Here is a 25850-nt window from a genome sequence, read left to right on the forward strand (position 1 = left end):
CCTCTTGGCCGGGCTTGGACACAGCGAGACCACAGAGAGGCCGCCCGGCCCGATCGGGCGGCTGCGCGCGCGCCTGGTCGGCGCGCTGCGGGCGGTGCCGATCCGCTGGCGCATCCTGTCGATCGCGGCGCTGAACTCCGCCGTCGTTGTGGTGCTGGTCGCGATGATCTGGAACGGCGCGCAGGTGCTGGGCTCGGCCTGGGACGACGTGCGCCAGGTGCGCGAGTCCGACCGGATCCTGGCGCTGCTCGAAAGCGAGACCGGGCGGCTGCAAAACCTGATCCACCGCTACATCAACCAGCCGAGCCCGGACCTGTTCGCCGAGATCCTGCTGCTGCGTGAGGCAGTGCTGGGGACGCTGGCCAACCGCGCCACCAAGGATCCGATGTTGTCGGGCTCGGTCGAGGAGCTCGAGCGCACCACCGACCGCTTCCTCAACGGCTTTGGCGAGCTGCGCAGCGTGCAGGCCACCATCGCCAAGACCTATGAGGAGCAGGTGCAGGGCCCGGCCAAGGACATGGCGGGCCTCTATTCCATCATCGAAGGCGCCACCGGCCATCGCGACGCGCTGATCTGGCCTTCGCTTGGAAAATCCCGCGAAGCCTTCACCGCGATGCTGGTCGCGGCCAATTCCTACTATCTGTCGCTGTCACCGGGCGCGGCCGACGACGCGCGCCGCAACACCGAGACAATCGAGAAGACCATCCCGGTCATGATCGACCTCGCCGACAACGACCTCCAACGCATGGCCTTGCGGCGGCTCGCGGACCGCACCGCGTCCTTGCGCGAAGGCTTTGCAAAACTCTCCGAGCAGCTGGCGAGCCGCACCGATCTGTTGCGCAACACCATCGACGCCAGTCAGGCCGAAGCGATCGGCGCCATCGACGACCTCTCGACCAAGATGCGCCGGCGCGAGCAGAAGGCGCAGGCGACTTTTGATCGCACGCTGGCCGACATTTCCCGCCGCGTGCTGTCGATCGCGGTGATCTTCCTCGGCGTCATCCTCACCGCGGGCGTGATGATCGCATTGTCGATCCGCCTGCCGCTCCAGCAGCTGATGGCGGCGATGCGCGCGATCACGCTCGGCGATCTCGACCGCGAGGTGCAGGGTACCAAGGCACGCGACGAGGTCGGCGCCATGGCGCGCGCCGTGGAAGTGTTCCGCGAGAACGCGATCGCCAAGCGCCAGACCGAGGACGAGCTGCGCGCGTCGAAGGAGAAGGCCGAGAGCGCGCTGCTCGAGCTCAACACCGCGCAGCAGAATCTGATCGACGCCGAGCGGCTCGCCGCGCTCGGCGGCCTCGTTGCCGGCGTCGCCCACGAGGTCAACAACCCGATCGGCATCAGCCTGACCGTTGCATCGAGCTTTGCCAGACGTAGCGAGATCTTCGAGGCCCAGCTCAAGGGCGACGGGGGCTTGCGCCGCTCGCAGCTCGAGGAATTCGTGCAGTCCTCGCGCGACGCCTCGCAGCAGCTCGTCGCCAACCTGCAGCGCGCCGGCGAGCTGATCCAGTCGTTCAAGCAGGTCGCGGTCGACCGCTCCCATGCCGAACGGCGGCAGTTCAGCTTAAGCGAAGCCACCGACCAGATTATCGCCAGCCTGCGCCCGGTGCTGAAGCGCTCGCCGATCACGCTTCAGGTCGACGTGCCCGAGGGGCTGCTGCTCGACGGGTATCCCGGCTCCTACGGCCAGATCCTGACCAATCTCTTCCTCAACGCCGCCAACCACGCCTTCGCCGACGGCCGCGCCGGCACGATCGCGATCTCGGCGCGGCCGCGCGGGGCCGACGACATTGAGATCAGCTTCGCCGATGACGGGGCCGGCATGACCCCGGACGTGCAGCGCCAGGCCTTTGACCCTTTCTTTACCACCCGGCGCAATGAAGGTGGCACGGGACTTGGCCTGCATATCGTCTATAACCTCGTCACCCAGCAGCTCGGCGGCCGTATGATGCTGGAATCCAAGCTGGGACAAGGCACTACTTTTCGCATTATCATGCCCCGCATCGCCAAGGGCGCGCAAAGCACAGAAAGTGACGGGACTTCTCAATGGCCGAACAGGACGATGTCCTCCACCTGATCGACGACACCGGTACCGCGTCGGAGGATGCCAACGCCCGAAAATGGAAGATCGCCGTCATCGACGACGATCCGGCCGTGCATGACGGCACCCGCTTCGCGCTGTCCGACTACAGCCTCAACGGCCAGAGCCTGGAGATCCTGTCGGCCTATTCGGCGGCGGAAGGTCGCAAGCTGATGGCCGAGCACGGCGACATCGCCGCCGTGCTGCTCGACGTCATCATGGAGACCGACGTCGCCGGCCTCGAGCTCGTCGAATTCATCCGCAACGAGATCAAGAACGAGACCGTCCGCATCATCCTGCGCACCGGCCAGCCCGGCCAAGCGCCGGAGCGGCGCGTGATCGTGCAGTACGACATCAACGACTACAAGGCCAAGACCGAGCTCACCGCCGACAAGCTGTTCACCTCGCTGACCGCCGCGCTGCGCTCCTATCAGCAGCTCGAGCGCATGGTGCAGACACGCCGCGGGCTCGAGATCATCATCGACGCCGCCTCGACGCTTTACGACTTCAAGTCGATGCAGCGGCTCGCCGAGGGCGTGCTGACCCAGCTCGCCTCACTGCTCAACGTCGACTGCGCCGGCATCCTGGTCCTGCGCGACAATGGCGGGGTCGACCCCGAACTCTCGGTGCTCGCCGGCAGCGGCTGCTACAGCCGCTTCATCGGCACCACCTCGTCAAAGGCGCTCGACCCCGAATTGCGCGAGATGGTGGAGGCCGCGTTCCAGCGCCGCAAGAACGAATTCGCCGACCACCGCAGCGTGATCTATTTGCGCACCGGAAGCGGCCGCGAGGTGGTGGTGCTGCTGCAGGCCGAGCGCGAGCTGTCGGAGACCGACCGCTCGCTGGTCGAGATCTTCTCCAGCCGGCTCTCGATCGCCTTCGACAACGTGATCCTCTACCAGCAGCTCCAGGACGCCAACACGCAGCTGGAGGACCGTGTCGCCCAGCGCACCCGCGCGCTGATGCAGGCCAACCGCCGCCTCTCCGCGCAATGGCTGCGGCTGCAGCGCGCCAACGGCTTCAAGAACGAGATTTTGGGCACCGTCGCGCACGATCTGAAGAATCCGCTCGGCGTCATCCTCGGCCGCACCGAGATGCTGAAGGAGCTGATCTCGACCGGCGCCTCGCAAAGCGGCGTGGTCGCCCAGGTCGATCACATCCGCGACGCCACCAAGCGGTTGACCACGATGGTCGATCATTTGATCTCGGACGCGATGGCCGATGCCTTCGACATCACCATCCGCCGCGAGCCAGTCGACGTCGCGGGCCTGGTCAAGGAGGTCGCCGAAGCCAACCAGCCGCTCGCCGTCAACAAGCAGCAAACGATCAGCGTCGCCGCGCCGCCCAACATCGTCACCATGTGCGACACCGACCGCATCCGCGAGGCGATCGACAACCTCATCAGCAACGCCATCAAATACTCGCCGATCGGCGGCAAGATCGCCGTGGCCGTGACCCATGAGGGCAGCGAAACCATCGTCCGCGTCAGCGACGAGGGCGCCGGCCTGTCGCCGGAGGATCTCGGCCGCCTGTTCGGCCGGTTCCAGCGGCTGTCAGCAAAGCCGACCGCCGGCGAGAGCTCGACGGGGCTTGGGTTATCCATCGTGAAGCGTATTATCGACATGCATGGCGGCGAGGTGACGGCCGACAGCGACGGGCCCGGCACGGGCTCGACCTTCACCATCACGCTCCCCGCGACTGAAATGCCGTGATCTCAGGACCATGACCCAAAGCCAGCACATCATGATCGTCGACGACGAGGCCCCGGCCCGGGAGATGGTCGGCGATTATCTCAAGATGCACGGCTTCACCGTGACGCTGTGCGACGGCGGCAAGTCCTTGCGCGCCGCGATCCAGGGCAGCATGCCCGACCTCGTCGTGCTCGATCTCAACATGCCCGAGGAAGATGGGCTCTCGATCATCCGCGACCTCAAGAGCCGCATCAACGTGCCCGTGATCATGCTCACGGCGACCGCGAGCCCGATCGACCGCGTCGTCGGGCTCGAGCTCGGCGCCGATGATTACGTGGCAAAACCCTGCGAGCTGCGCGAGCTGATGGCGCGCATTCGTTCGGTGCTGCGGCGGAGCGGGCCGGCCAAGGCTGCTGCGCCGGACGTCGGCGCTGCGAAATCCGACAAGGATCAATTGGTGCGCTTTGGCACCAAATGGCTCGATCTCGAAGCGCAGGCGTTGCGCGACGACGAGGGCAACGAGCATCCGCTGACCGCGTCCGAGTTCGGTCTGCTCAAGGTGTTCGCCGCCAATCCGAAGCGCGTGCTGTCGCGCGAGCGCCTGCTGGAGCTCGCCAATGCGCGCGACGCCGAAGCCTTCGATCGCGCCGTCGACCTCCGCATCATGCGCATCCGCCGCAAGATCGAGCCCGATCCCGCCAAGCCCGCCGTGATCCGCACCATCCGCGGCGGCGGCTATCTGTTCTCGCCAGCCGGCGAGAAGGCGTAGGGCGGCATCCCCCGCGGGGTCGTCCTGGCGAAAGCCAGGCCCCATTACCCCAACAGGCCCTGGGCGCGTGGGCTGATAACCACGAGTCTTCGCCAAACCCAATCCTGTGGCTATGGGTCCTGGCTTTCGCCAGGACGACGCTTGAGGCGGCAGCGAACGCAGGAGCCCGAATTACGTTCCAAGCCGTTCCTCAGCCCGCCAAACTTCCACCCCCGTATTTCCCGTACATTGAAATTCCACACTTTTTCGCTCCGAATGTTTCGTCGTACCCCTTTCGACGAAACAATTTGGCGGCGCACGAAACCATTTTCCGCTTTTCGTGCAGACGTCCCGAAACGTTGGCTGATTAACACTTTCCCTCAAGGAAACGCCGCTCGGTCGCGGCGCTACGGGGAGCTAGTTTCATGCCGAACGTCATTGCCATCAACGCCCAGGCCAGCCAAAGCATCATTGCCGTTCAGGCGACTTCGGACGACATGCTTCTCGAAAGCATTGCCGGCGGCAACCGGACGGCCATGCATATCCTCTATTGCCGGCACAATGTGCGGGTTTACCGTTTCATCCTGCGCATCGTGCGCGATGCCACCACGGCGGAAGACCTCGTCAGCCAGGTGTTTTTGGACGTGTGGCGGACCGCCGGCCAATTCCAGGGCCGCTCGCAGGTCTCGACCTGGCTGCTCTCGATCGCCCGCTTCAAGGCGCTGACCGCGATGCGCCAGCGCCGTTTCGAGGACATCGACCAGGAGGATGTGCGTCAGATCCCCGACGATTCCGACACGCCGGAGACCTCGCTCGATCGCAGCGACACCAGCGCTATCCTGCGCGCCTGCGTGCAGAAGCTGTCGCCCGCACATCGCGAGATCATCAACCTCGTCTACTACCACGAGAAGTCGGTGGAGGAGGTCGGCCGGATCATCGGCATCCCCCAGAGCACGGTGAAGACGCGGATGTTCTACGCCCGCAAGCAGCTCGCCGATTTGCTTAAGGGCGCCGGCGTCGATCGCTTCGCCGCCTAAACTCAACGGATTCAATGGGATAGGGCCGCGCCTTTGGCTCTGTCCCCGGACACGGAAGTGTTACCGCCGACGAAACAATTGAAACAAACCACAACATCAGGCGGAAAAACTTCCCTCCTATAAAGCCCACATACGGTTTTGGTTAAACCTCCCAAGGACCTCCAACGACCCGGACGGGATGCCCCCCTCCGGGTCGTTTTGTGTTTGCGGGAAGGTGTGGCGGCAGGCTCCCGCCTCTCCCGCGTGCGGGAGAGGCCGACGCGCCCGGGGCGATGCGAAGCATCGTCCCGCGTGCGGCGGGTGAGGGTTTTTCCATCTTGGGGAGTGTCCCGTTGCGGAGACACCCTCTCCCCAACCCTCCCCCCGTTGTCGCCGACGCAATTGCCCTACAAAGACAGCGGCTTCGTCACGAGCGCGTGACGGCGCGTAACGATCCACGCATCCATCCCGAACAGCCCTCGTGACTTCCTCCACGAGTGCCCGATGCTCGAACTTCTCTTCGCCGTGCTTGCCGGCATCCTCACCATCGCCGCGCCGTGCACGCTGCCGATGCTGCCGATGCTGCTCGGCGCCTCGATCGGGCGCGCGGGGCACTTGCGGCCGGCGATGATCGCGCTCGGCTTCGTCATGTCGTTCTCGGCGACCGCGCTGCTGCTCGGTGCGATCACGCGGCTGTTCGATTTCGATCCGAACGTGCTGCGCGAGGCGGCGTCGATCCTGCTGCTCGGCTTCGGCCTGTTGATGCTGTGGCCGGCGCCGTTCGAATGGCTGTCGATCCGGCTCAATGGCTGGCTCGACCTCGGCAATTCCAGCGCCACCCAGCGCGAGGGCGCGCTGGGCGGGCTCGTGCTCGGCACCACGCTCGGCCTGGTCTGGACGCCCTGCGCCGGCCCCGTGCTCGGCTCGATCCTGACGCTGGTTGCGACCTCGAAGAACTTGGCCTGGGCCGGCACGCTGCTGGTCGCCTACGCCATCGGCGCGGCGATCCCGATGCTCGCGATCGCCTATGGCGGCCAGGCCGCGACCACGCGGGTGCGCAGCCTCGCCCGCATCTCGCCGCGGCTGCAGCAGGGTTTTGGAATCGTTGTGATCGCCTTCGCGGTCGCCGCCTATTTCCAATACGACACGCTGTTCGTGGCGTGGCTCACCGGCTTCTATCCCACCGGCCAGATCGGCCTGTGATCATCGCGCATCTCAACCGGAGGACTCGTCCATGACTTTCAAATTGCTCACCGTGGCCGCCGCCCTGATCGGCATGGCCGGATCAGGCGCCGTCATCCCCGGCATCTGCGACGAGGCCGCGCGCGCCGCCGCCATCGTCACCGCCGCCGCGAGCCAGCAGACCGCGCCCGACTTCACCGGCATCAACAACTGGTTCAACTCGAAACCTCTGAGCATGGCCGACCTGCGCGGCAAGGTCGTGCTGGTCGACTTCTGGACCTATGGCTGCGTCAACTGCGTCAACACGCTGCCGCACGTCACCGACCTCTACGCCAAGTACAAGGACAAAGGTCTCGTCGTGGTCGGCGTGCATACGCCGGAATTCCCGTTCGAGCGTTCCGCCTCCAATTTGCAGGCTGCGCTGAAACGCCACGGCATCACCTATCCGGTGGCGCAGGACAATGATTCCAAAACCTGGAACGCCTACCGCAACCGATATTGGCCGGCGCAATACATCATCGACCAGACCGGCAAGATCGTGTTCCAGCACGAAGGTGAAGGCAGCTACGACCAGATCGACGGTACGGTGGCGCGGCTCCTGAACGTGAACAGCTGATGCCGCGCCGACATCGCGCGGCCGGATTCATCTGTCGTCCTTGTTGCTTGACTCCACGGACCCGTCCGTGGAGTTTCGCATCGACGAAATCAGCCGCCCGCGATGGACGACGCGACCACCAGCAACGACATCCGCCTTCGTGAAGGCTCCTCGATCGCGCAGCGGCTGATCATGGCCGGCTCTGCGGCCGCGGTTGCGCTGTGCTTCACGCCCGGCCTGTTCACGCACGACACACTGGAAGTGATCATCTCGGTGGCCGCGCTCCTCCTGGGCGCGGCATTCGTCTGTGGCATCATGCTGGCGCCGGCGGTGGTGTGGATCATCACCCCGAACGAGATCCTGATCGGGCAACAGCGTCCCTTCGGAAAGCTCCGCACGCGGCTCGTCGCCAAGGACGACGTCAGGGAATTGCAGGTTCCCGGCAGCAAGCGGGCGAAAGCCCGTTTCCAGCTGGCCTTCACGCTGGCCTCCGGGGAACGCTTGACGTCTCCGCCGATCTCCGACGTCACGCATGTGCGCGACACCGTCGCCCGGATCGCCGCGCAATTCGGCGTTCCCAATGTCGAGGCACCCAGCAATCCGCTCGATGCCAGCAATCCCGAGATGCATCTCGGCGAACCTCTCGAGCCGTTTCCCACGCGCGACATCCGCATCGTTGCATTGATCGCCGTCGCACTGTGCGCCGTTCCCTACGCCTACAAGCTCTGGCGCGGCCTGCCGCCCGGCCCGATCGACATCATGCTGCTGCCGGTTGGCGCGATCGCCGCGTTCGCCGTGCACAGATACGCCAATCTCGTGACCGGCGCCTTCTGGATCATCCGGCAAGGGGACATTCGCGTCGAACGCCTGTGGGGCGACGGCACGCCGCGCGCCGACCATATCGAGGGGCACGACGTGAAGACGATCACGGTCGAGCGCCGCGGCCGGTCCGAGGACGAGCATTGCATCGTGGTGATCCGGCTGCACTCCGGACGGCGCTTTCGCAGCCCCCGCATCGGATCGCGGCTCGAGGCCCGCGCCGTAGGCGCAGAAATCGTCCGGCGGCTCGGGATCGCGGCGGAGAGCAACCGGATCTGATTGGCGTCTAGCGCCAATTGTCGAAGTTGATCTCACCGCGAGTTTGCTCCGCCTCTCCCGCTTGCGGGAGAGGCCGACGCGTCCCGGGCGATGCGAAGCATCGTCCCGAGCGCGGCGGGTGAGGGCTCTCACCGCACTGGGATCGCCTCCGCAATTCTCGACAATCCCGACGCGGAGACACCCCCACCCCCGCCCTCCCCCGCAAGCGGGAGAGGGAGCCCACTGCCGATGCCGAAGCATTATTCACGCCATATGCGATAGCCCTACGCTTGCGGGAGAGGTCGGCGCCCCAGGGCGATGCGCAGCATCGTCCCGCGCGCCGGGTGAGGGCTCTCTCCTCTTGGGGAATCCCACCGCGGCGACACCCTCTCCCCAGCCCTCCCCCGCAAGCGGGGGAGGGAGCGCACCGAGCCAGGGCGCCACGATCACTGCTTTTCGCGCCATCCCCTGTTTGTGGCATTGCCCGGCGCGTCAAAAAACCAAAGCATTGCCGTGACATATCAGGGCGGCGCGCCATCAACTTGCCATGAACTTGCCCCTCAGGTTTGATGGTGCTGAATGATTTGCGCTGTGGCAGCGGGGAGAGCTTTACATGACGGATTTTCGTCGCCTGACCGGGATGCTTGTGGCTGCGATCGGCCTGATCCTGTCGACGCCGCAAGCCTTCGCCCAGCAGCCTGACCGCGGCGACGAGCCGGGCCTGATCGCCGACGACGCCTACCAGCTCGACCCGGAATGGCAGAAGCAGGTCGTGTACTTCCGCACCACCGAGGCGCCCGGCACCATCATCATCTCGACTGCCGAGCGTCATCTTTACCTGGTGCAGCCGGGCGGGCGCGCGATCCGCTACGGCATCGGCGTCGGCCGCGACGGTTTTCAGTGGCAGGGGCTGGTGAACATCACCAACAAGAAGGAGTGGCCGGACTGGACGCCGCCGCCGGAGATGATCCAGCGCCAACCCTATCTGCCGCGCTTCATGGCCGGCGGCCCCGGCAATCCGCTAGGGGCCCGCGCCATGTATCTCGGCACCACCGTCTACCGCATCCACGGCACCAACCGTCCTGATACGATCGGCACCAAGGTGTCCTCGGGCTGCTTCCGTCTCGTCAACAACGACGTCGCCGATCTCTACGATCGCGTCCCTGTCGGGACCAAGGTCGTCATCCGGCAGAAGCCCGAGCTCTAATCTTCTTCGCCTTCGCGAATATTCCATTTCCCGATTTTTCGAGAGAGCAACATGATGCGCACTTTTCGAGGCGGCCTGCTGATCGGGCTCGCGGCCGCCGTGCTGGTCGCCGTCCTGGCCATCGTCTATGAATTCTACGACACCCGCACGCTGAAGCGCACCGTGCGCCGCGGCGAAGTGCTGTGCGGCGTCAACAAGGGCCTGCCCGGCTTCTCGATCCCCGACGACAAGGGCAACTGGACCGGCTTCGACGTCGATTTCTGCCGCGCGGTGGCCGCGGCGATCTTCAACGATCCGGCCAAGGCGAAGTTCGTCGCACTCGACGCCAGCGAGCGCTTCAAGGAATTGCAGAGCCGGAAGGTGGACATCCTCTCGCGCAACTCGACCTGGAGCATGGCGCGCGAGCTCGACTACGACCTCTATTTCCCGGCGGTCGCCTATTATGACGGCGCAGGTTTCATGCTGCCGCGTTCGCGCAACAAGGAGACCTCGCTGGACCTGACCGGCAGCAAGGTCTGCGTCCAGTCCGGCACTACGACGGCACTCAACGTCGCCGATTACTTCCGTGCCAACAACATGAAGTATGACGAGGTGAAGTTCGACAAGCTCGACGACGTCGTGAAAGCCTACGACACCGGCAAGTGCGACACGCTGAGCGCCGACGTTTCCCAGCTCTATGCGCTGCGGCTGAACCTCGCAAAACCCGGCGACCAAATGATCCTGCCGGACATGATCTCCAAGGAGCCACTCGCCCCCGTCGTGCGCCAGCGCGACGACGACTGGATGATGATCGTGAAGTGGACGCTGTATGCGATGATCAACGCCGAGGAGCTCGGCGTCACCTCGGAGAACATCGACGAGGCCCTGAAGTCGAAGAAGCCGGAAGTGATGCGCCTCGTCGGCACCGAGGGCAATTACGGCGAACAGCTCGGCCTCACCAAGGACTGGGCCGTCCGCATCATCCGCCACGTCGGCAATTACGGCGAGATGTACGAGCGCAACATCGGCGAGAAGTCGAAGCTGAAGATCCCGCGCGGCATGAACCAGCTGTGGAATGCCGGCGGCGTGCAGTACGCACCGCCGATGCGGTAGGCGGCGGTCTCGCCGCCGTCATTGCGAGCGAAGCGAAGCAATCCAGACTACCTCCGCGGTGACGGACTGGATTGCTTCATCGCCAGCGCAAAATTGCTTCGCAATTTTGTCGCAGGCTCCTCGCAATGACGGGCTTGGGGCAGGCGCTCTCCACACTCTCAACTGTCATCGCCCGGCTTGACCGGGCGATCCAGTATTCCGAGACGCCAATCGTATGCGGAGAAGCCGCGGCGTACTGGATCGCCCGCCTTCGCGGGCGATGACAGCGGAGAACGAGGCGGCTGCCCCGCCTCAATACCCCCGCGCCCGCGCCAGCTGCTCGGTGTGGTAGTTGGCGTCGCCGAACAGCTCCTCGCACACGCGCGCGCGCTTCATGAAGAAGCCGATGTCAAACTGGTCGGTCATGCCCATGCCGCCGTGCATCTGCACGCCTTCCTGCACTGCGTGCGTCGCGGTGGTGCCGGCGCGGGCTTTTGCCACCGCGACGCTCGATGCGGCCTTGGTGACATCAGCATCCAGCGCCTGAAGCGCCTTCATCACGGCGGCGCGGGTGATCTCGATGTCGACATAGAGCTCGGCGGCGCGGTGCTGCAGCGCCTGGAATTCGCCGATCAGCTTGCCGAATTGCTTTCGGCTCTTCAGGTACTCGACGGTGCGATTGAACACCTCGTCGCTGAGGCCGACCATTTCGGCAGCCACCGCGCCCCGGCCGACGTCGAGCACGCCATCGAGCAGGCTTGCGCCCTGATCGAGCTCGCCGAGCACGCTGTCGGCATTGACCTCGACATTGGCGAATTCGATCCGCGCCGCGTTGTGCGCATCGACCATGATGGTGCGCTCGACCGCGATGCCCTTCGCCTTGGGGTCGACCAGGAACAGTGTCAGGCCTTCACGCTCACCGGGAGCACCCGCGGTGCGCGCGGCGACGATGAGCAGATCGGCAACGTGGCCGTCGATAACCAGCGCCTTGGCGCCGGAGAGCTTGAAGCCGTTGCCGGCGCGCACGGCCTGCAAGTTCGTCTGGAGCGGGCGATGCTTTGCGCCCTCGTCGATCGCGAGCGTCGCAAGCAGCGAGCCGCTCGCGATCTTCGGCAGATATTCCGATTTCTGCGCCGCGTTGCCGCCACGGTTCAGCGCGGAGGCCCCGACCACGCTGGTGGCGAGGAAGGGCGAGGGCATCAAGGAGCGGCCGATCTCCTCCATGACAACACCGGCTTCGACGTGGCCGAGACCAGAGCCGCCGAACTCTTCCGGCACCAGCAGGCCGGCAAAGCCCATCTCGGCGAAGGAATGCCAAAACTCCTTGGAGAAGCCGGTGGGATCCTTGCTGTCGCGCAAGTGACGCAGGTGCGACACCGGCGCCTTGTCGCTGATCAGCCCGCGCGCGCTGTCGCGGAGCATCGATTGTTCTTCAGTGAGGACGAGGGCCATGTTCTTGTTTCCGAATTCGAAATCTATCTATGTTTGTCATTCCGGGATGGCCCGAAGGGCCAGGCCCGGAATCCATCAGGCGGCACGTAGGCCGTGAGATGGATTCTCAGATGCGCAATTGCCCATCGTAGCTCGCGCGTTGCGCGCCCCGGAATGACGCGTGGTGACAGTGTGCCTCACGCCCCCGGCAGATCCAGGATGCGCTTGGCGACGATGCCGAGCATGACCTCGGACGTGCCGCCTTCGATCGAGTTGGCCTTGGTGCGCAACCAGGCGCGCGGGCGGGCGCCCTGCTTGGAACGCTCGCTCTCCCATTCCAGCGCATCGACGCCGCCGGCCGACATCAAGATCTCGTAGCGGCGCTTGTTGAGCTCGGTGCCGTAGTACTTCATCGCGGAGGAGAATGCCGGGTGCGCCTGGCCCGCCTTGGCGAGATCGACTGCGCGCTCGGCACAGGCCGCGAGCGCGGCTTCATCCACGTCGAAGCGCGCGATCTGGCCGCGCAGCATGGCATCGTCGAGCCGCCCCAGCGCATCGGAGCCGACGGAATCCGCCGCGATCTGGCCGAGCGGACGGCCGACGCCGCGCTCGCCCATGCCCGAGATCATCGCGCGCTCGTGCTGGAGCAGATATTTTGCGACGTCCCAGCCGCGGTTGACGGTGCCGACCACGCGCGACTTCGGCACGCGGACGCCGTCGAAAAAGGTTTCGCAGAACGGCGAGTAGCCGGAGATCAACAGGATCGGCTTGGTCGAGACGCCCTTCGAGGTCATGTCGAACAGAATGAAACTGATGCCGTCGTGCTTCTTGGCAGCGGGATCGGTGCGGACCAGGCAGAAGATCCAGTCGGCGTAATTGGCATAGGACGTCCAGATCTTCTGGCCGGTGATGATGAAGTCGTCGCCGTCGCTCTCGGCACGGGTCTGCAGCGAGGCGAGATCGGAACCGGCATTCGGCTCGGAATAGCCCTGGCACCAGCGAATCTCGCCCGCGGCGATCTTCGGCAGATGTTCCTTCTTCTGGGCGTCGTTGCCGTATTTCAAGAGCGCCGGCCCGAGCATCCAGATGCCGAAGCTCGACAGCGGCGGCCTTGCGCCGATCCGCGCCATCTCCGCGCGTAGCACCTTGTGCTCGGCAGCGCTCAGGCCACCGCCGCCATACTCCTTCGGCCAATCAGGCACGGTCCAGCCCTTGTCGCGCATGCGTTCGAACCAGATGCGCTGCGGCTCGGACGAGAATTTTGCGTTGCGCCCGCCCCAGAACACGTCGGTATCGGATGTCGCGGGCTTGCGCATCTCCGGCGGGCAATTGGCTTCCAGCCAGGCGCGCGTCTCGTTGCGGAATGTTTCGAGATCGGCGGTTTCAGAATCTGTCATGGGTCGTTTCCATCAATCAAAATCGACTTGTTGCCGCCGACTCTGAGCCATCGCCTCGTGGAATTCAACCACTTCCGCAGCCCGCATTCGGCTATAGTCGCCGCCACGGCGAGCCTTGAAAACAAAGAGGAAACAACAATGCGCCTAAAGCTTCTTTCGCCTTGCGAAATGAACGAGAGCCAGCGCCAGACCTATGACGAGTCGATTGCCGGCAAGCGCGGCAAACCGCCGGCGCCGATGATGGCCTGGCTCAACAGCCCGGAGATGGCGCGTCACGCCACGCGGCTCGGCGAAGTGCTGCGCTTCGACACGATCTTCCCGGCCAAGCTCTCGGAGATCGCGATCCTGGTCACGGCGCGGCACTGGACCGCGCATTACGAATGGTATGCGCATAAGCGCCTGGCGCTTGCGGGCGGCATGAAGCTTGAGATCATCGAGGCGATCCGCGACCGCCGCACGCCTGAGTTCGACGATCCCAAGGGCAAGATGATCTACGACGTCGCGAAATCGCTGCATGAGGGCCACAGCGTCGAGAAGGGCCTCTATGATGCGGCGGTCAAGCTGCTCAGCGAACGCGGCGTCGTCGAGATCATCGGGCTGTGCGGCTATTACACCATGGTGTCGATGACGCTGAACACGTTCGAGTTTGGCCTGCCGGAGAGCGAGGTCTCGGAGCTGGCTTAGTTTCCCATTCGGAAACGAAGAGTTTCAGGGTGAGCCGGTAGCACTGTCCCGAGGCTCGCCTTATGTGGAGTCCATCAACGGAGCAGCCACATGTCGCAGAACCAAGCCGTCGCCGCCGGCACCAGGATCGGCCACGTCCATCTCAAGGTCGCCGATCTCGATCGTGCGCTCGGCTTCTATTGCGGCGTGCTCGGCTTCGAGCTGATGCAACGCATGGGCTCCGGCGCGGCCTTCATCTCAGCCGGCGGCTATCATCACCACATCGGGCTCAACACCTGGGAGAGCAAGGGCGGCTCGCCGCCGCCGCCGGGCACGACTGGGCTCTATCACACCGCGATCCTGTATCCGACCAGGCCGGCGCTGGCGGATGCGCTGCACCGGGTGCTGACGGCTGGCATTGCGCTGGATGGTGCCAGCGACCACGGCGTCAGCGAGGCGCTGTATTTGCGCGACCCCGACCAGAACGGCGTCGAGCTGTATTGGGACAAGCCGAGGGAGCAATGGCCGTTCGGGCCGGACGGGAAGCTCGCGATGTTCACGAAACGGCTGGACGTGGAGGATTTGCTGAAGCAGCGGGAGGCATGAGCACCGCTCCCTCCCCTCGTCATTGCGAGCCACCGGGTCCGCGCGAAGCGCGGCCCGATGACAGGCTCCGCGAAGCAATACAGAATCCCGCCGCGGCGGCAGTCTGGATTGCTTCGTCGCATCAGCGCGAAATTGCTCCGCAATTTTGTCGCGAGCTCCTCGCAATGACGGAGTCGGTTGAAGCGGCGTCGCGTTATTGGGACGAATATCCCGTAGTCCCGTAGGGTGGGCAAAGCGGAGCGTGCCCACCGATTCTTGCGGCACGCGTGGAGAGACAGATGGTGGGCACGGCGCTATGCGCCTTTGCCCACCCTACGAGAGCTTCGATTGCGGCCTCCCCGCACCATGATCAGCGCTGCTGCCGCCACCTCCAGCGCGATGCAGAGATAGAACGGCAGCGCGTACCCTCCGGAGAGATCGCGCAGGAAGCCGACGACGCCCGGGCCGAAGGCGTAGGTCACCTGGTTGATCGCGGTGTTGAGGCTGATCAGCACGCCGAAGGAGGCACTGTCGAACTCCTGCTGCACGATCAGCGACGGCAGCGTGATGAGGTTGCCGACGGAGAAGCCGAACACCGCGCAGGCCGCGATCAGCACATAGTCGTTGTGCAGGTTGATGACGACACACAACGCCGCGGCCTGGCTGAGGAACGATAGCGCCGAGGCCAGCCGCTGGTTGAGGCGGTCGATCACCAGCGAGAACAGCACGCGGCCGACCACGGCCATCGCCGTCAGCACGGCGACCGCGACCGCCGCGCGCTCGCGGCCGATCACGGGATCGAGGAACGAGATCAGGTGCACGATGAAGCCGACCTGCGCGAACAGCACCAGCGCGAAGGCAATCGTCACCGAGAGGAAGCCGACGTCACGCAGCGCCTGCGCACGGATCTGCGTCGACGATTGCAGCTTCGGCTTCGCCGCTGCATGCCAGCCGTGAAGATCAGGCGGCCGGCCGACGAGAACGAGAATGACCGGCAGGAGCAGCACCAGCATGGCGCCGGCAGCGGCGTACATCGCGCTGGCGAAGCCGACATGGCCGATCAACGCTACCAGCAGCGGCACGCCGACGATGCCGCCAAAACTGGCACCGTTCAGCGCGAGGCTGATCGCCATGCCGCGCTTGGCATCGAACCACAGGCTGATCGTGTTGGTGATCATGGCGAGACTGGTGCCGGCCCAACCGAAGGCGAGCACGGCATTGGCGAGATAGAGCTGCCAGGGTTCGCGCACCGCGCCGATCGTGATAGCGGCCGCTGCCATCGCCAGCGTGCCCGCGATCAGGCAGAGCCGCGGACCGTATTTGTGGACGGCCTCGCCGACGAAGACGACCAGCAGCGCGCCGAACAGATAGAAGAAGGTCGTGCCCGACGAGATCAGTGAGGCCGACCAGCCGTGCGCGCGCTGGAGCTCGGCGACATAGACGCTCTGGCCGTAGAAGCCGAGTCCCCAGCCGAAGGTCGCGAGCAGGAAGCAGACCGCGACGATACGCCAGCCTTCGTAGCGGAGGGTGGATTCGTCGACGGGAGCGGCGTGACGGGGGTTGTCGAGCATTCGCGCTTCTCCTTGGTTTCCCCCGCGAGCGCTTGCCTGGCTACGCTCGTCCAATCGATGACGAGCATCATGTAACAACCCGGCCTCCGAAAATCACTTCGACGGCGATCGAAGCATCAACGCTGCTGACAGCCTCCTGCCAACTCAGATCGCATCCGGGAACTCGCCCATCGCCGCGTCGAGACGAGCCTTGCGGCGACGCGCCCAGGACGCCAGCGACAGCACGGCGAGGCCGAGCACCACCGGCGGGAACACCACCATGTTCACCGCGGACCAGCCGTAATTGGCGAGCAGCTGGCCGGAGGAGAACGAGCCAATCGCCATCATCCCGAACACCAGGAAATCGTTGAACGCCTGCACCTTGTTGCGCTCCTGCGGACGGTGCGTCTCCAGCACCAGCGCGGAGGCGCCGATGAAGGAGAAATTCCACCCCACACCCAGCACGATCAGCGTCGCCCAGAAATGCATTGCTGTGATCCCGGAAAGGCCGATGCCGGCGGCGCCTGCCTCCAGCAGCAGGCCGGCCGCGACCACCTTCGGAGCACCGAAGCGCGCGATCAGCGCACCCGTAAAGAAGCTCGGCCCGTACATGGCGACGATGTGCCATTGAATGCCGAAATTGGAATCGGATACGCCGAGGCCGCACAGCTTCATGGCGAGCGGCGCCGAGGTCATCACCAGGTTCATCATGGGATAGGCGATGACGCCGCACAAAGCGGCCGCGATGAAGCGCGGCTGGGTCACGATGTCGAGCAGCGGCCGTCCGCTATGCAGATCGGCCGCCGCGGGCTTGGGCATGTCGACGCCGGCGACGATGCCCATCGCGACCAGCGCCACCGCCGCCTGCACCAGGAAGCTGAAGGCGAACAGATAAGGCTGCCAGACGTCCATGGTCCACTGCACGAGCTGCGGACCGAGCACGCCGGCGAACACGCCGCCCGCCATCACCCAGGACACCGCCTTGGGCCGGTAAGCCGCGCTGGCGCCGTCGGCGGCGGCGAAGCGATAGGATTGCGCCACCGCGCCATAGAGGCCGCCGAGGAAGGTCGCGAAGCAGAACAGCGCGAAGGAGGCGTGCAGGATCGCGAAACAGCCGGTGAGGCCGGTGAGCGTGCCGAAGCCCGTGCCGATGACGAAGGCGGCGCGTCGACCGAAGCGGCGCGAGATCGCGCCGGTCGGCAGCGTGCCGGCGGCGAGCCCCAGCACGTACATCGACAGCGGCACGGTCGCGAGCGACATGTCGGGTGCGAGCGTGGCGCCGACGATCGAGCCGGTGGCGAAGATCACCGCCGAATTGGCGCCGGTCAGCGCCTGCGCGGCGGCAAGGCGCATCACATTGGCACGCGCGCGCGTGTCGTCAGCGATTTCGGCAGTCGCGGTCACATCTAACATCGGTATTTCCGCCCCAAAGGGCTCTCGTTGATTTCCGGCACTATGGAGGGGCGCTGATGGGCGGACAACCGGCGCAAACGGACGCGGGCCATGCCTCTGACGCAATCGGACGGATGATAGCGGGCCGCGCCCTTGACGGCTTGCGCTCGATCAAATCCTATCCGCCGCGATCTTCCTGGAGTTTTGCTCATGACCGTCGACGACAGGCCTACGCTCAGCGCTCCCGACGACGATCCCTGGCTGTGGCTGGAGGAGATCGAGGGCACGCAGGCGCTCGATTTCGTCGAGCGGCAGAATGAATTGACGCTCAAAGCGTTCGGCGGCAAAGCCTTCGAGCACGACCGCGACACCCTCGCGGCGATCTACGATCGGCCCGACAACATTCCCTATGTCAGCCGGCGCGGCAGCGATCTGCACAATCTCTGGAAGGACGCCACCAATCCGCGCGGCCTGTGGCGACGGACGACGCTGGCGGAGTTTCGCAAAGCCAATCCAGCGTGGGAGACCATGCTGGATATCGACCAGCTTGCGGCGAGCGAAGGCGAGGACTGGCTGCTGAGCCAGATCGTCACGATGCCGGGACGCTCGCGGGCGATACTGAGCCTGTCGCGCGGCGGCAGTGATGCCGTGACGTTGCGCGAGTTCGACATGGACACCAGGAGCTTCGTGGCCGGCGGGTTCACGCTGCCGGAAGCGAAGGGCGGCGTGGATTGGCTCGATGCGGACACGCTGCTGCTGTCGAGCGCGCATGGCGAGGGCATGGCCACGAGCTCGGGATATGCACGGACCGTGCGGCTGTGGCGTCGCGGCCAGACTGTCGATCAGGCGCAAACAATCATCGAAACCGCCGCCGATCACATGATGATCTATGGCAGCGCCGATGACACCGGAGCGGAGCCGCGGGTCTGGCTCGTCGATCAGATCGACTTCTTCAATCACGCCATCTGGCTGCGCGATGCGACTGGTGCGACGACGAAGCTCGACCTGCCGACCGGCATCTGGATGCAGGCGCATGGCGACTGGTTCGCGATCAAGCTGCGCAGGGACTGGTCCATCGAAGGCCGGACCTACACCGCTGACACGGTGCTCGGCATTTCGCTGTCGGCGTTTCTCGCCGGCAGCCGCGATTTTTCGGTGCTGTTCGAACCGGCGCCGCGGCGCGCGTTGCAAGGTCTGTTCTGGGCGGCGGGCAAGCTCGTGCTGTCAATCCTCGACGAGTTGCGCCCATGCTTCGAGATCTGCACGCCATCCGCTGCCGGCTGGAGCCGCGACACGCTTCCCGGCCTGCCGCAGATCGGCGTGGTCGACGTCTGGCTGCTCGATCGCCATCCGTCCGAGAGCAATGGCGACCTGCTCGCCAATGTCCAGGATCCGCTGACGCCGCCATCGCTGCTGCTGATCGCACGCGGCGTCACCAGCCCGACCGTGCTGAAGCAAGCGCCGAGGACGTTCACCGCCGATGGTCTCGTCGTGACGCAGCACGAGGCCATCTCGATCGACGGCGAGCGCATTCCCTACGTGCAAACCGGCCCCGCCAACGAGGCCGGCGATGCGCCGGTCTATATGAGCGCCTATGGCGGCTTCGCCCATTCGGTGAAGCCGTATTACAACCCTTCGCTCGGCAAGCTGTGGCTGGAGCGCGGCGGCACGACGGTGCAGGCGAATTTGCGCGGCGGCGGCGAGTTCGGCACGCGCTGGCACGATGCCGGCCGGCTCGCCGGCAAGAAACTGTCGCATGACGATTTCGCCGCCGTCGCCGCCGATCTCGTCCGCCGCGGCGTGACGACAGCAAAGCGCATCGCCGCACAGGGTGGATCGAACGGCGGCATCCTCATCACCAACATGCTGGTGCGCTACCCCGAGCGTTTCGGCGCGCTGTTCTGCACCATTCCGCTGATCGATATGCGCCGCTACACGAAGTTGCTCGCGGGCGCGAGCTGGATCGCGGAATATGGCGACCCCGACAAGGTGGAGGAATGGGCGTGGCTGAAGACGTATTCGGCCTATCACAATGTGAGGGACGGCCAGGCCTATCCGCCGATCCTGATCGCCACCACGCGGCGCGACGACCGCGTCCATCCCGGCCACGCGCGCAAGATGGCCGCCAAGCTTCAGGCGATGGGCTATGAGGCCTGGTTGTACGAGCCCGCGGCAGGCGGCCACGGCTACGGCAAGGACAACAAGGAGCGCGCCGGCTTCGAGGTGCTGGGTTTCCGGTTCTTGAAAGAGAAGATCGGGTGGAAAGATGGCGAGGCCTGACGGCCTCGCGCTCAGTCCCGCGAAAACACCAGCGTGAGGTTGTTCGCCGGCATCTCGATGGTATCGACGAGGCGGAGGCCCGCGCCTTGCGCCAGCGCCTCGACGTCACCGATGTCGCGCACGCCCCATTCGGGATTGCCCTCGCGCAAGGACGTGTCGAACACGGCGTTGCTGAGCGCGGTATGCTTGCCGTGGCGCTTGAACGGGCCGTAGAGAAACAGCCTGCCGTCGGCACGCAGATAGCGGCCGGCGCCGGCGAAGAGGCCCTCGGCGACGCTCCATGGCGCGATGTGAATCACGTTGGCGCAGAACACGGCGGCGAGGCTGGTCGGCCCCTGCCCGCTTTTCATCTCCGGACACCAGTCGGGATCGGTCAAATCGATCCGCAGCGGGCTGCGAATGTTTGCGAGCCCCGAATGAACGCGCCAAGCCTCGATACTCTTGAGATGGCGCTGGTTGAGGTCGCTCGGCCACCAGATCAGGCCGGGCGTGTGACGGGCGAAGTGAACCACGTGCTGCCCGGTTCCGCTGCCGAGCTCGACCACGTTGCCGGTCAAGCCGGCGAGATGTTTCTCCAGCGACGCCCAGATCGGCTCGTGATTGCGATGGAACGCCGGCGCATCGAGCCGCCCATCCGATTCGACCCGTCCGCCGTCCCTGCCAAATTCGACGAGATATTCAGCCAAGTGAGGTCCCCTTGAAAACACGAGAACGCGTTGAAAACAGGATGGGCATCAAAGCGCCCTGGAAAAGCCGGCCCGCGCCCATTGTCCTAATTGTTGGGGCCAAATCGGCCGAACCAATAATCTCTTTAATTACAATGCGGAAGATATTAACTCCATTTTCCTCCGTGCATAGTCTCGATTGTCAGGCGATGCCCTTTATGCTTTGGAACGCCTTTATTTCCGCGATCGAGATCATCGCCATAATGCCTCGGAATGCCGCCTTGACTGCCTTGTCCCGGACCCCCGTCTTGTTCCTCCTGCTGGCCATTGCCGCCGGCCTCGCTGGCCCGGCGCGGGCGCAGTCCGCCGTGGCCGACGGCCGGAAGCTCGCCTTCGAGCGCGGTAAGGGCAATTGCCTGACCTGCCACGTGATCAAGGGCGGCGACCTGCCGGGAACGATCGGGCCGGAGCTGAAGGACATCAAGGCAAAGTACCCCGACCGCAACGAACTGGCCGCGATCATCTTCGACGAAACCAAGCGCAATCCGCAAACCATGATGCCGCCGTTCGGCCGGAACCGGATTTTGACCGAGCAGGAGATCAACGCGATCGTTGATTTCCTGCAAACGCTATAACGGCCGGCACGCCAGGAGACCTCTGATGACCACGACCACCGGCCCTCACCCGACGCGACGCCTGATCCTTCAGGGCGCGGCCTCTGTCGCGCTGATCGGGCTTGGCAACCTGCCGTTCGCGGCGAGCCCTGCGCGCGCGGCGAACGACAAATATCCGGAAGAGGCCTTCAAGCAGAAGAGCGAGGCCGACGCGATCAAGGCGCTCTACGGCAAGGCGGCCGAGCCGTCCGACAAGGTCAAGCTGGATGCGCCGGAGATCGCCGAGAACGGCGGCGTGGTGCCGGTCTCGGTGACGACGACGCTCGACAAGGTCACCTCGATCTCGTTCTTCGTGGCCGAGAACCCGTTTGCGCTCGCAGCGTCCTACAAGATCGCCGATGGCACGATTCCTGGCGTCGCCAACCGGCTGAAAATGGCCAAGACCACCAAATTGGTCGCCATCGTCGAGGCCGACGGCAAGCTCTACAGCGCGACCAAGGAAGTGAAGGTCACCGTCGGCGGCTGCGGCGGCTAAGGAGAACCGAGATGGCATCCAGCATTCGCGTACGCGCCACCGCCAACGGCGACCTCACCGAGGTGCAGGCGCTGATTCAGCACCCCATGGATACCGGCCTGGTCAAGGATCCCAAGGGCGAGCTGATCCCGGCGCACTTCATCCAGGAGCTGAAGTTCGAATGTAACGGCAAGGACGTCTTCGTCGCCAATTGGGGCACTGCGGTCTCCAAGGATCCTTACGTCAAATTCAGCTTCAAGGGCGCCAAGAAGGGCGACGAGCTCAAGATCTCCTGGACCGACAACAAGGGTGCGTCGGATACGACCACCGCGAAGATTTCCTGATGAAGACCCGATCTGCCCTCCTGCTTGGCTCGCTCAGCGCCGCGCTCGTTGCGTTCGCCCTCACCTCTCCGCGCGTCGTCGCGGCCGACAAGGTCGATCCCGTCGCCGATGCCAAGGCGTTCCAGAACTTCTTCTTCCAGAAGTTTCCGAACGTGAAGCACGAGGATTTCGTCAACGGTCCTTATTCCATGAACGAGGACATGAAGCGGCAGTGGCAGGAGAAGGAGGAATTTCCTCCTTATGAGTTCGCGCTCGACGCCGGCAAGGAAATGTTCGCCACCCCGTTCAAGAACGGCAAGACTTACGCCGATTGCTTCCCGAATGGCGGCATCGGCATCCGTCAGAACTATCCCTATTTCGAAACGAAGGAAGGCAAGGTCGTCACGCTGGAGCTCGCGCTCAACCGCTGCCGCGAGGCCAATGGCGAGGCGCCCTATTCCTACGTCAAGGACGAGATGGCTTCGCTGACGGCCTACATGGCCTTCACCTCGCGCGGCAAGCCGATGGACATCAAGATCCCCGACGATCCCCGCGCGCTCGCAGCATTTGAGAACGGCAAGCGCTATTTCTACACCCGCCGCGGCCAGATGAACTTCTCCTGCGCGAGCTGCCACGTGCAGAGCCCGGGCGAGCGCATCCGTGCCGAGACCCTGGCGCCGGCGCTCGGCATCCTCAACGCGATGCCGATCTACCGGTCCGAATGGAGCGGCATGGGCACGACCAGCCGCCGCTTCGTCACCTGCAACAGCCAGACCCGCGCGGTTCCGCTGGAGCCGCAATCGGACGAATATCGCGACGTCGAATATTTTCTCTCCTACGTCGCCAACGGCCTGCCGATCTCGGGGCCGGGAGCGCGGCCATGAAGCGGACAGGTCTCCTCGCCATATTGCTTGCGTTAACCATTGCGCTGCCCTCGGCGCACGCGGCAACGGAAGCGGACTACAAGGCCGCCTATGCCGCCGCGGAAGCCGCAGCCAAGGAGGCGGCCAGCCTGCGTCACCAATGGACCACGACGGTCTCGACCCTGGCGGCGGCGAAGAAGGCGGCTGAGGGCGGCGATTTCGACCGCGCATTCGCCGCAGCGAAAGAGGCCGAGGCGCTGGCGAAGGCGTCGATCTTTCAGGCAAATTCCGAAAAAGAGGCCTGGAAGACGATGGAAATCCGCTAGACTGGGCCTGGCGCGCGAGAACATCGTGCTCCAGATCATTCTTTGAGCACGATCTTGTCGGAAAGCCGCACCACACTTTGCGCTAACACGGATCATGCTTGTGGAACAGTCGACAGCGTCGGGGGCGCGGAGAATTTGAGATGGCTATCCGGCGCCGCGATTTCCTGAAGAGCGCAGGTCTTGCCGTCGCATCTGTTGGGCTGCCGCGGCTCGCGCGCGGCGCCGACACCGCGAGCATCTATGACATCGAGCGCTTCGGCAATGCGCGCATTCTGCACATCACCGACACGCATGCGCAGCTCAACCCAGTCTTTTTTCGCGAGCCCAGCGTCAATATCGGCATCGGTGAGATGGCAGGGCGGCCGCCGCATCTGGTCGGGCGCGCCTTCCTGGAGCGCTTCGGCATCCGGTCCGACAGTGCGGATGCCTATGCCTTCACCTGCTTCGAGTTCGAGAAATCCGCGGGCCGCTTCGGCAAGCTCGGCGGCTTTGCCCATCTGAAGACGCTGGTCGACCGCTTGCGGGCCGACGCCGGGGAAAAGCATTCGCTGCTCGTCGACGGCGGCGACCTCTGGCAGGGCACGGGGCTCGCCAACGTCATGCAGGGCCGCGACATGGTCGAGGTCGCCAATCTGCTCGGCATCGAAGCGATGACCGGGCATTGGGAATTCACCTATGGCGAGCAGGCGCTGCGCGACAATCTCGAGCGCTTCAAGGGCGAGTTTCTGGCGCAGAACGTGTTCCTGAGCGAAGAGGCCGCATTCAACGACGCCCCCGCCTTCGACAAGGCCAGCGGGCGCGTGTTCAAGCCGTCGATCATCAAGGAGCTCGGTGGCCATCGCGTCGCAATCGTCGGCCAGGCTTTCCCCTATGTGCCGATCGCGCATCCCAAGCGGTTCACGCCGGACTGGACTTTTGGCATCCGCGAGGAGGAGTTGCAGAAGCATGTCGATGCCTTGCGCGGCACCGACAAGGTCGATGCCGTCATCCTGCTGTCGCACAACGGCATGGACGTCGACCTCAAGCTCGCAAGCCGCGTCACCGGCATCGATGTCATCCTCGGCGGCCATACCCATGACGCCGTGCCGCAGCCGATTCCCGTGAAAAATGCTAGTGGCACCACGCTCGTCACCAATGCCGGCTCCAACGGAAAATTTCTGGCCGTGCTCGATCTCGCGATCGGCAAGGGCAAGGTCAGCGACATTCATTATCATCTGCTGCCGGTCTTTTCCGAGCTGCTGAAGCCGGATCCTGGGATGGCCGAGCTGATCGGCCGGCTGCGCGCGCCGCACGTGACCGACTGGTCTGAGAAGATCGCAACGCCTGATCGCCTGCTCTACCGCCGCGGCAATTTCTCCGGGCCCGTCGACGAGCTGATCTGCACGGCGCTGCGCACCGAGCTCGATGCCGAGATCGCGCTGTCGCCGGGCTTCCGCTGGGGCATCACCGCGCTGTCAGGCCAGGCGCTGACCATGGAGGATCTGCTCGCGGAAACCGCGATCAGCTATCCCGAGACCTATGTGCAGGAAATGACCGGCGCACAGATCAAGGACGTGCTGGAGGACATCTGCGACAACCTCTTCAACGCGGATCCCTATTACCAGCAGGGTGGCGACATGGTGCGCGCCGGCGGGCTCAGCTACACCTGCACACTGGACGCCGCGATCGGCAGCCGCATCTCCGAGCTGAAGCTCAGTAGCGGCGAGGCGCTCAGCGCCAGCCATCGCTACAAGGTCGCAGGCTGGGCCTCGATCAACGGCCAGCAGGGCGCGCCGGTGTGGGACGTCGTCGGCAAATATCTGCGCTCGGGCCGGATGTTTCAGGAGCGGCTCGGCTCCGGCGTCACGCTGAAAGGGATCGAGGGCAATCCAGGCATTGCAGCAAAGGGATGATGCGGTCGCAACACTTATTCGCGATGATGCTGGCAGTGCTCGTCTGGGCAGCGATCCCACAGGCTTCTGCCCAGCAGGTGCCGCTGCAGGACAAGCCGTTCGCCGAGCACAAGGTCGTGCTCCAGCTCTCCGACGGCGATGCGAGGAAGCAGGCGCTGGTCTTGAGCGTCGCCAATAACCTGCTGAAGGCTTACGATCCCGACAAGATCGCGATCGAAGTGGTGGCGTTCGGTCCCGGCATCGATTTGCTGCTGTCCGGCAGCGAGCGCCGCAAGCAGGTCGAGAGCCTGATCGCGCAGGGCGTGCGCTTCGACATCTGCCTCAACACTGTCGACACGCTCGAGCGGGAGACGGGCAAGCGGCCGGAGTTCATCCAAGCTGCGACGCCGGTGCAGGTCGGAGTCGGGCAGATCCTGTTTTTGGCGGAGAACGGGTACACGGTGGTGCGGCCGTAGGCTGCGCCCCCGACACCCTCCGGGGTCGTCCCGGCGAAGGCCGGGACCCATACCGCGTGATCTTTCGAGAGGGGCGGTGGGAGTACCGAACGACTGGTCTTCGCCAAACTCCTCGTTGGGAGTATGGGTCCCGGCCTGCGCCGGGACGACACCGAATTTGTGGCGCCTGTCCCCACCTCACGCACAATAAAAATCTTCCAAATTTTCTTGTCTACACAGTGAATTGCTTC

The 25850-nt window shown here is 64.7% G+C and carries 24 protein-coding genes; 19 read left to right on the forward strand and 5 right to left on the reverse strand.

Annotated features, from left to right (window positions below; genetic code table 11):
• Positions 1 to 4 precede the first annotated feature (4 nt).
• The 9 genes from AAE027_RS29710 (at position 5) to AAE027_RS29750 (ending at position 10691) form a co-directional block, all read left to right on the forward strand.
• Complete coding sequence (locus AAE027_RS29710; RefSeq protein ID WP_370990384.1) at positions 5 to 2080, forward strand: sensor histidine kinase; 2076 nt, start codon at positions 5 to 7, stop codon at positions 2078 to 2080.
• Positions 2050 to 3795 carry an ATP-binding response regulator gene (locus AAE027_RS29715; RefSeq protein WP_128956082.1) on the forward strand — a complete coding sequence of 582 codons (1746 nt, stop codon included), beginning with the start codon at positions 2050 to 2052 and terminating at the stop codon, positions 3793 to 3795. The genes AAE027_RS29710 and AAE027_RS29715 overlap by 31 nt, the downstream gene beginning before the upstream one ends.
• Positions 3796 to 3805: 10 nt before the next feature.
• Positions 3806 to 4543, forward strand: a complete 738-nt coding sequence (locus AAE027_RS29720) for a response regulator (protein WP_370990385.1) — start codon at positions 3806 to 3808, stop codon at positions 4541 to 4543.
• 404 nt (positions 4544 to 4947) lie between these two features.
• Positions 4948 to 5559 (forward strand): sigma-70 family RNA polymerase sigma factor, encoded by a 612-nt coding sequence (locus AAE027_RS29725; RefSeq protein ID WP_370990386.1) that lies wholly within the window; start codon positions 4948 to 4950, stop codon positions 5557 to 5559.
• A gap of 483 nt (positions 5560 to 6042) precedes the next feature.
• The gene (locus AAE027_RS29730) at positions 6043 to 6741 is read left to right on the forward strand and encodes a cytochrome c biogenesis CcdA family protein (RefSeq protein ID WP_370990387.1); all 699 of its coding nucleotides are present in this window, start codon (positions 6043 to 6045) and stop codon (positions 6739 to 6741) included.
• A gap of 31 nt (positions 6742 to 6772) precedes the next feature.
• A complete protein-coding gene (locus tag AAE027_RS29735; protein ID WP_370990388.1) occupies positions 6773 to 7336 on the forward strand; it encodes a thioredoxin family protein in 564 nt (187 codons plus the stop codon).
• 102 nt (positions 7337 to 7438) lie between these two features.
• Positions 7439 to 8413 (forward strand): hypothetical protein, encoded by a 975-nt coding sequence (locus AAE027_RS29740; RefSeq protein ID WP_370990389.1) that lies wholly within the window; start codon positions 7439 to 7441, stop codon positions 8411 to 8413.
• A gap of 592 nt (positions 8414 to 9005) precedes the next feature.
• Positions 9006 to 9599, forward strand: a complete 594-nt coding sequence (locus AAE027_RS29745; RefSeq protein ID WP_370990390.1) for a L,D-transpeptidase — start codon at positions 9006 to 9008, stop codon at positions 9597 to 9599.
• Positions 9600 to 9653: 54 nt separating this feature from the next.
• The gene (locus AAE027_RS29750; protein ID WP_370990411.1) at positions 9654 to 10691 is read left to right on the forward strand and encodes an amino acid ABC transporter substrate-binding protein; all 1038 of its coding nucleotides are present in this window, start codon (positions 9654 to 9656) and stop codon (positions 10689 to 10691) included.
• Positions 10692 to 10982: 291 nt separating this feature from the next.
• Here the strand turns inward: AAE027_RS29750 and AAE027_RS29755 are convergent, their stop codons facing one another.
• The gene (locus AAE027_RS29755) at positions 10983 to 12122 is read right to left on the reverse strand and encodes an acyl-CoA dehydrogenase family protein (RefSeq protein ID WP_370990391.1); all 1140 of its coding nucleotides are present in this window, start codon (positions 12120 to 12122) and stop codon (positions 10983 to 10985) included.
• A 176-nt stretch (positions 12123 to 12298) separates the two neighbouring features.
• Positions 12299 to 13498 (reverse strand): acyl-CoA dehydrogenase family protein, encoded by a 1200-nt coding sequence (locus AAE027_RS29760; protein WP_370990392.1) that lies wholly within the window; start codon positions 13496 to 13498, stop codon positions 12299 to 12301.
• Between the two features lie 138 nt (positions 13499 to 13636).
• Between AAE027_RS29760 and AAE027_RS29765 the strand changes: the two genes are divergently transcribed.
• Both AAE027_RS29765 and AAE027_RS29770 read left to right on the forward strand, forming a co-directional pair.
• Positions 13637 to 14182 (forward strand): carboxymuconolactone decarboxylase family protein, encoded by a 546-nt coding sequence (locus AAE027_RS29765; RefSeq protein ID WP_370990393.1) that lies wholly within the window; start codon positions 13637 to 13639, stop codon positions 14180 to 14182.
• Between the two features lie 90 nt (positions 14183 to 14272).
• Positions 14273 to 14767: a VOC family protein gene (locus AAE027_RS29770; protein WP_370990394.1), complete on the forward strand. Its 495-nt coding sequence runs from the start codon at positions 14273 to 14275 to the stop codon at positions 14765 to 14767.
• A 293-nt stretch (positions 14768 to 15060) separates the two neighbouring features.
• Here AAE027_RS29770 and AAE027_RS29775 read toward each other — a convergent pair whose 3' ends face one another.
• Complete coding sequence (locus AAE027_RS29775) at positions 15061 to 16317, reverse strand: MFS transporter (RefSeq protein WP_370990395.1); 1257 nt, start codon at positions 16315 to 16317, stop codon at positions 15061 to 15063.
• 144 nt (positions 16318 to 16461) lie between these two features.
• On the reverse strand, positions 16462 to 17709 hold the full coding sequence (locus tag AAE027_RS29780) for an MFS transporter (protein ID WP_370990396.1): 1248 nt from the start codon (positions 17707 to 17709) through the stop codon (positions 16462 to 16464).
• A 189-nt stretch (positions 17710 to 17898) separates the two neighbouring features.
• Between AAE027_RS29780 and AAE027_RS29785 the strand changes: the two genes are divergently transcribed.
• Positions 17899 to 19968, forward strand: coding sequence for a prolyl oligopeptidase family serine peptidase (locus AAE027_RS29785; RefSeq protein WP_370990397.1), 2070 nt, complete (start codon positions 17899 to 17901; stop codon positions 19966 to 19968).
• Between the two features lie 11 nt (positions 19969 to 19979).
• On the opposite strand, the gene AAE027_RS29790 is transcribed toward AAE027_RS29785, so the two are convergent.
• Positions 19980 to 20654 carry a DUF938 domain-containing protein gene (locus tag AAE027_RS29790; protein ID WP_370990398.1) on the reverse strand — a complete coding sequence of 225 codons (675 nt, stop codon included), beginning with the start codon at positions 20652 to 20654 and terminating at the stop codon, positions 19980 to 19982.
• Between the two features lie 260 nt (positions 20655 to 20914).
• Between AAE027_RS29790 and soxX the strand changes: the two genes are divergently transcribed.
• The 7 genes from soxX to AAE027_RS29825 all read left to right on the forward strand — a co-directional run bounded on the left by soxX (position 20915) and on the right by AAE027_RS29825 (position 25620).
• Positions 20915 to 21268: a sulfur oxidation c-type cytochrome SoxX gene (gene soxX / locus AAE027_RS29795; protein ID WP_370990412.1), complete on the forward strand. Its 354-nt coding sequence runs from the start codon at positions 20915 to 20917 to the stop codon at positions 21266 to 21268.
• Between the two features lie 25 nt (positions 21269 to 21293).
• On the forward strand, positions 21294 to 21782 hold the full coding sequence (gene soxY, locus AAE027_RS29800; RefSeq protein WP_370990399.1) for a thiosulfate oxidation carrier protein SoxY: 489 nt from the start codon (positions 21294 to 21296) through the stop codon (positions 21780 to 21782).
• A gap of 11 nt (positions 21783 to 21793) precedes the next feature.
• Positions 21794 to 22105: a thiosulfate oxidation carrier complex protein SoxZ gene (gene soxZ, locus AAE027_RS29805; RefSeq protein WP_370990400.1), complete on the forward strand. Its 312-nt coding sequence runs from the start codon at positions 21794 to 21796 to the stop codon at positions 22103 to 22105.
• Positions 22105 to 22968, forward strand: a complete 864-nt coding sequence (soxA, locus tag AAE027_RS29810) for a sulfur oxidation c-type cytochrome SoxA (RefSeq protein ID WP_370990401.1) — start codon at positions 22105 to 22107, stop codon at positions 22966 to 22968. Before soxZ ends, soxA begins: the two co-directional genes overlap by 1 nt.
• Positions 22965 to 23273 (forward strand): hypothetical protein, encoded by a 309-nt coding sequence (locus AAE027_RS29815; RefSeq protein WP_370990402.1) that lies wholly within the window; start codon positions 22965 to 22967, stop codon positions 23271 to 23273. The genes soxA and AAE027_RS29815 overlap by 4 nt, the downstream gene beginning before the upstream one ends.
• 140 nt (positions 23274 to 23413) lie before the next feature.
• Entirely contained in the window at positions 23414 to 25165 is a 1752-nt protein-coding gene (gene soxB / locus AAE027_RS29820) for a thiosulfohydrolase SoxB (protein ID WP_370990403.1), read from the forward strand.
• Positions 25162 to 25620, forward strand: coding sequence for a DsrE family protein (locus AAE027_RS29825; protein WP_370990404.1), 459 nt, complete (start codon positions 25162 to 25164; stop codon positions 25618 to 25620). Before soxB ends, AAE027_RS29825 begins: the two co-directional genes overlap by 4 nt.
• The last annotated feature ends 230 nt before the right edge of the window (positions 25621 to 25850 follow it).

This window comes from Bradyrhizobium sp. DN3, assembly GCF_041357655.1.
GTDB lineage: Bacteria > Pseudomonadota > Alphaproteobacteria > Rhizobiales > Xanthobacteraceae > Bradyrhizobium.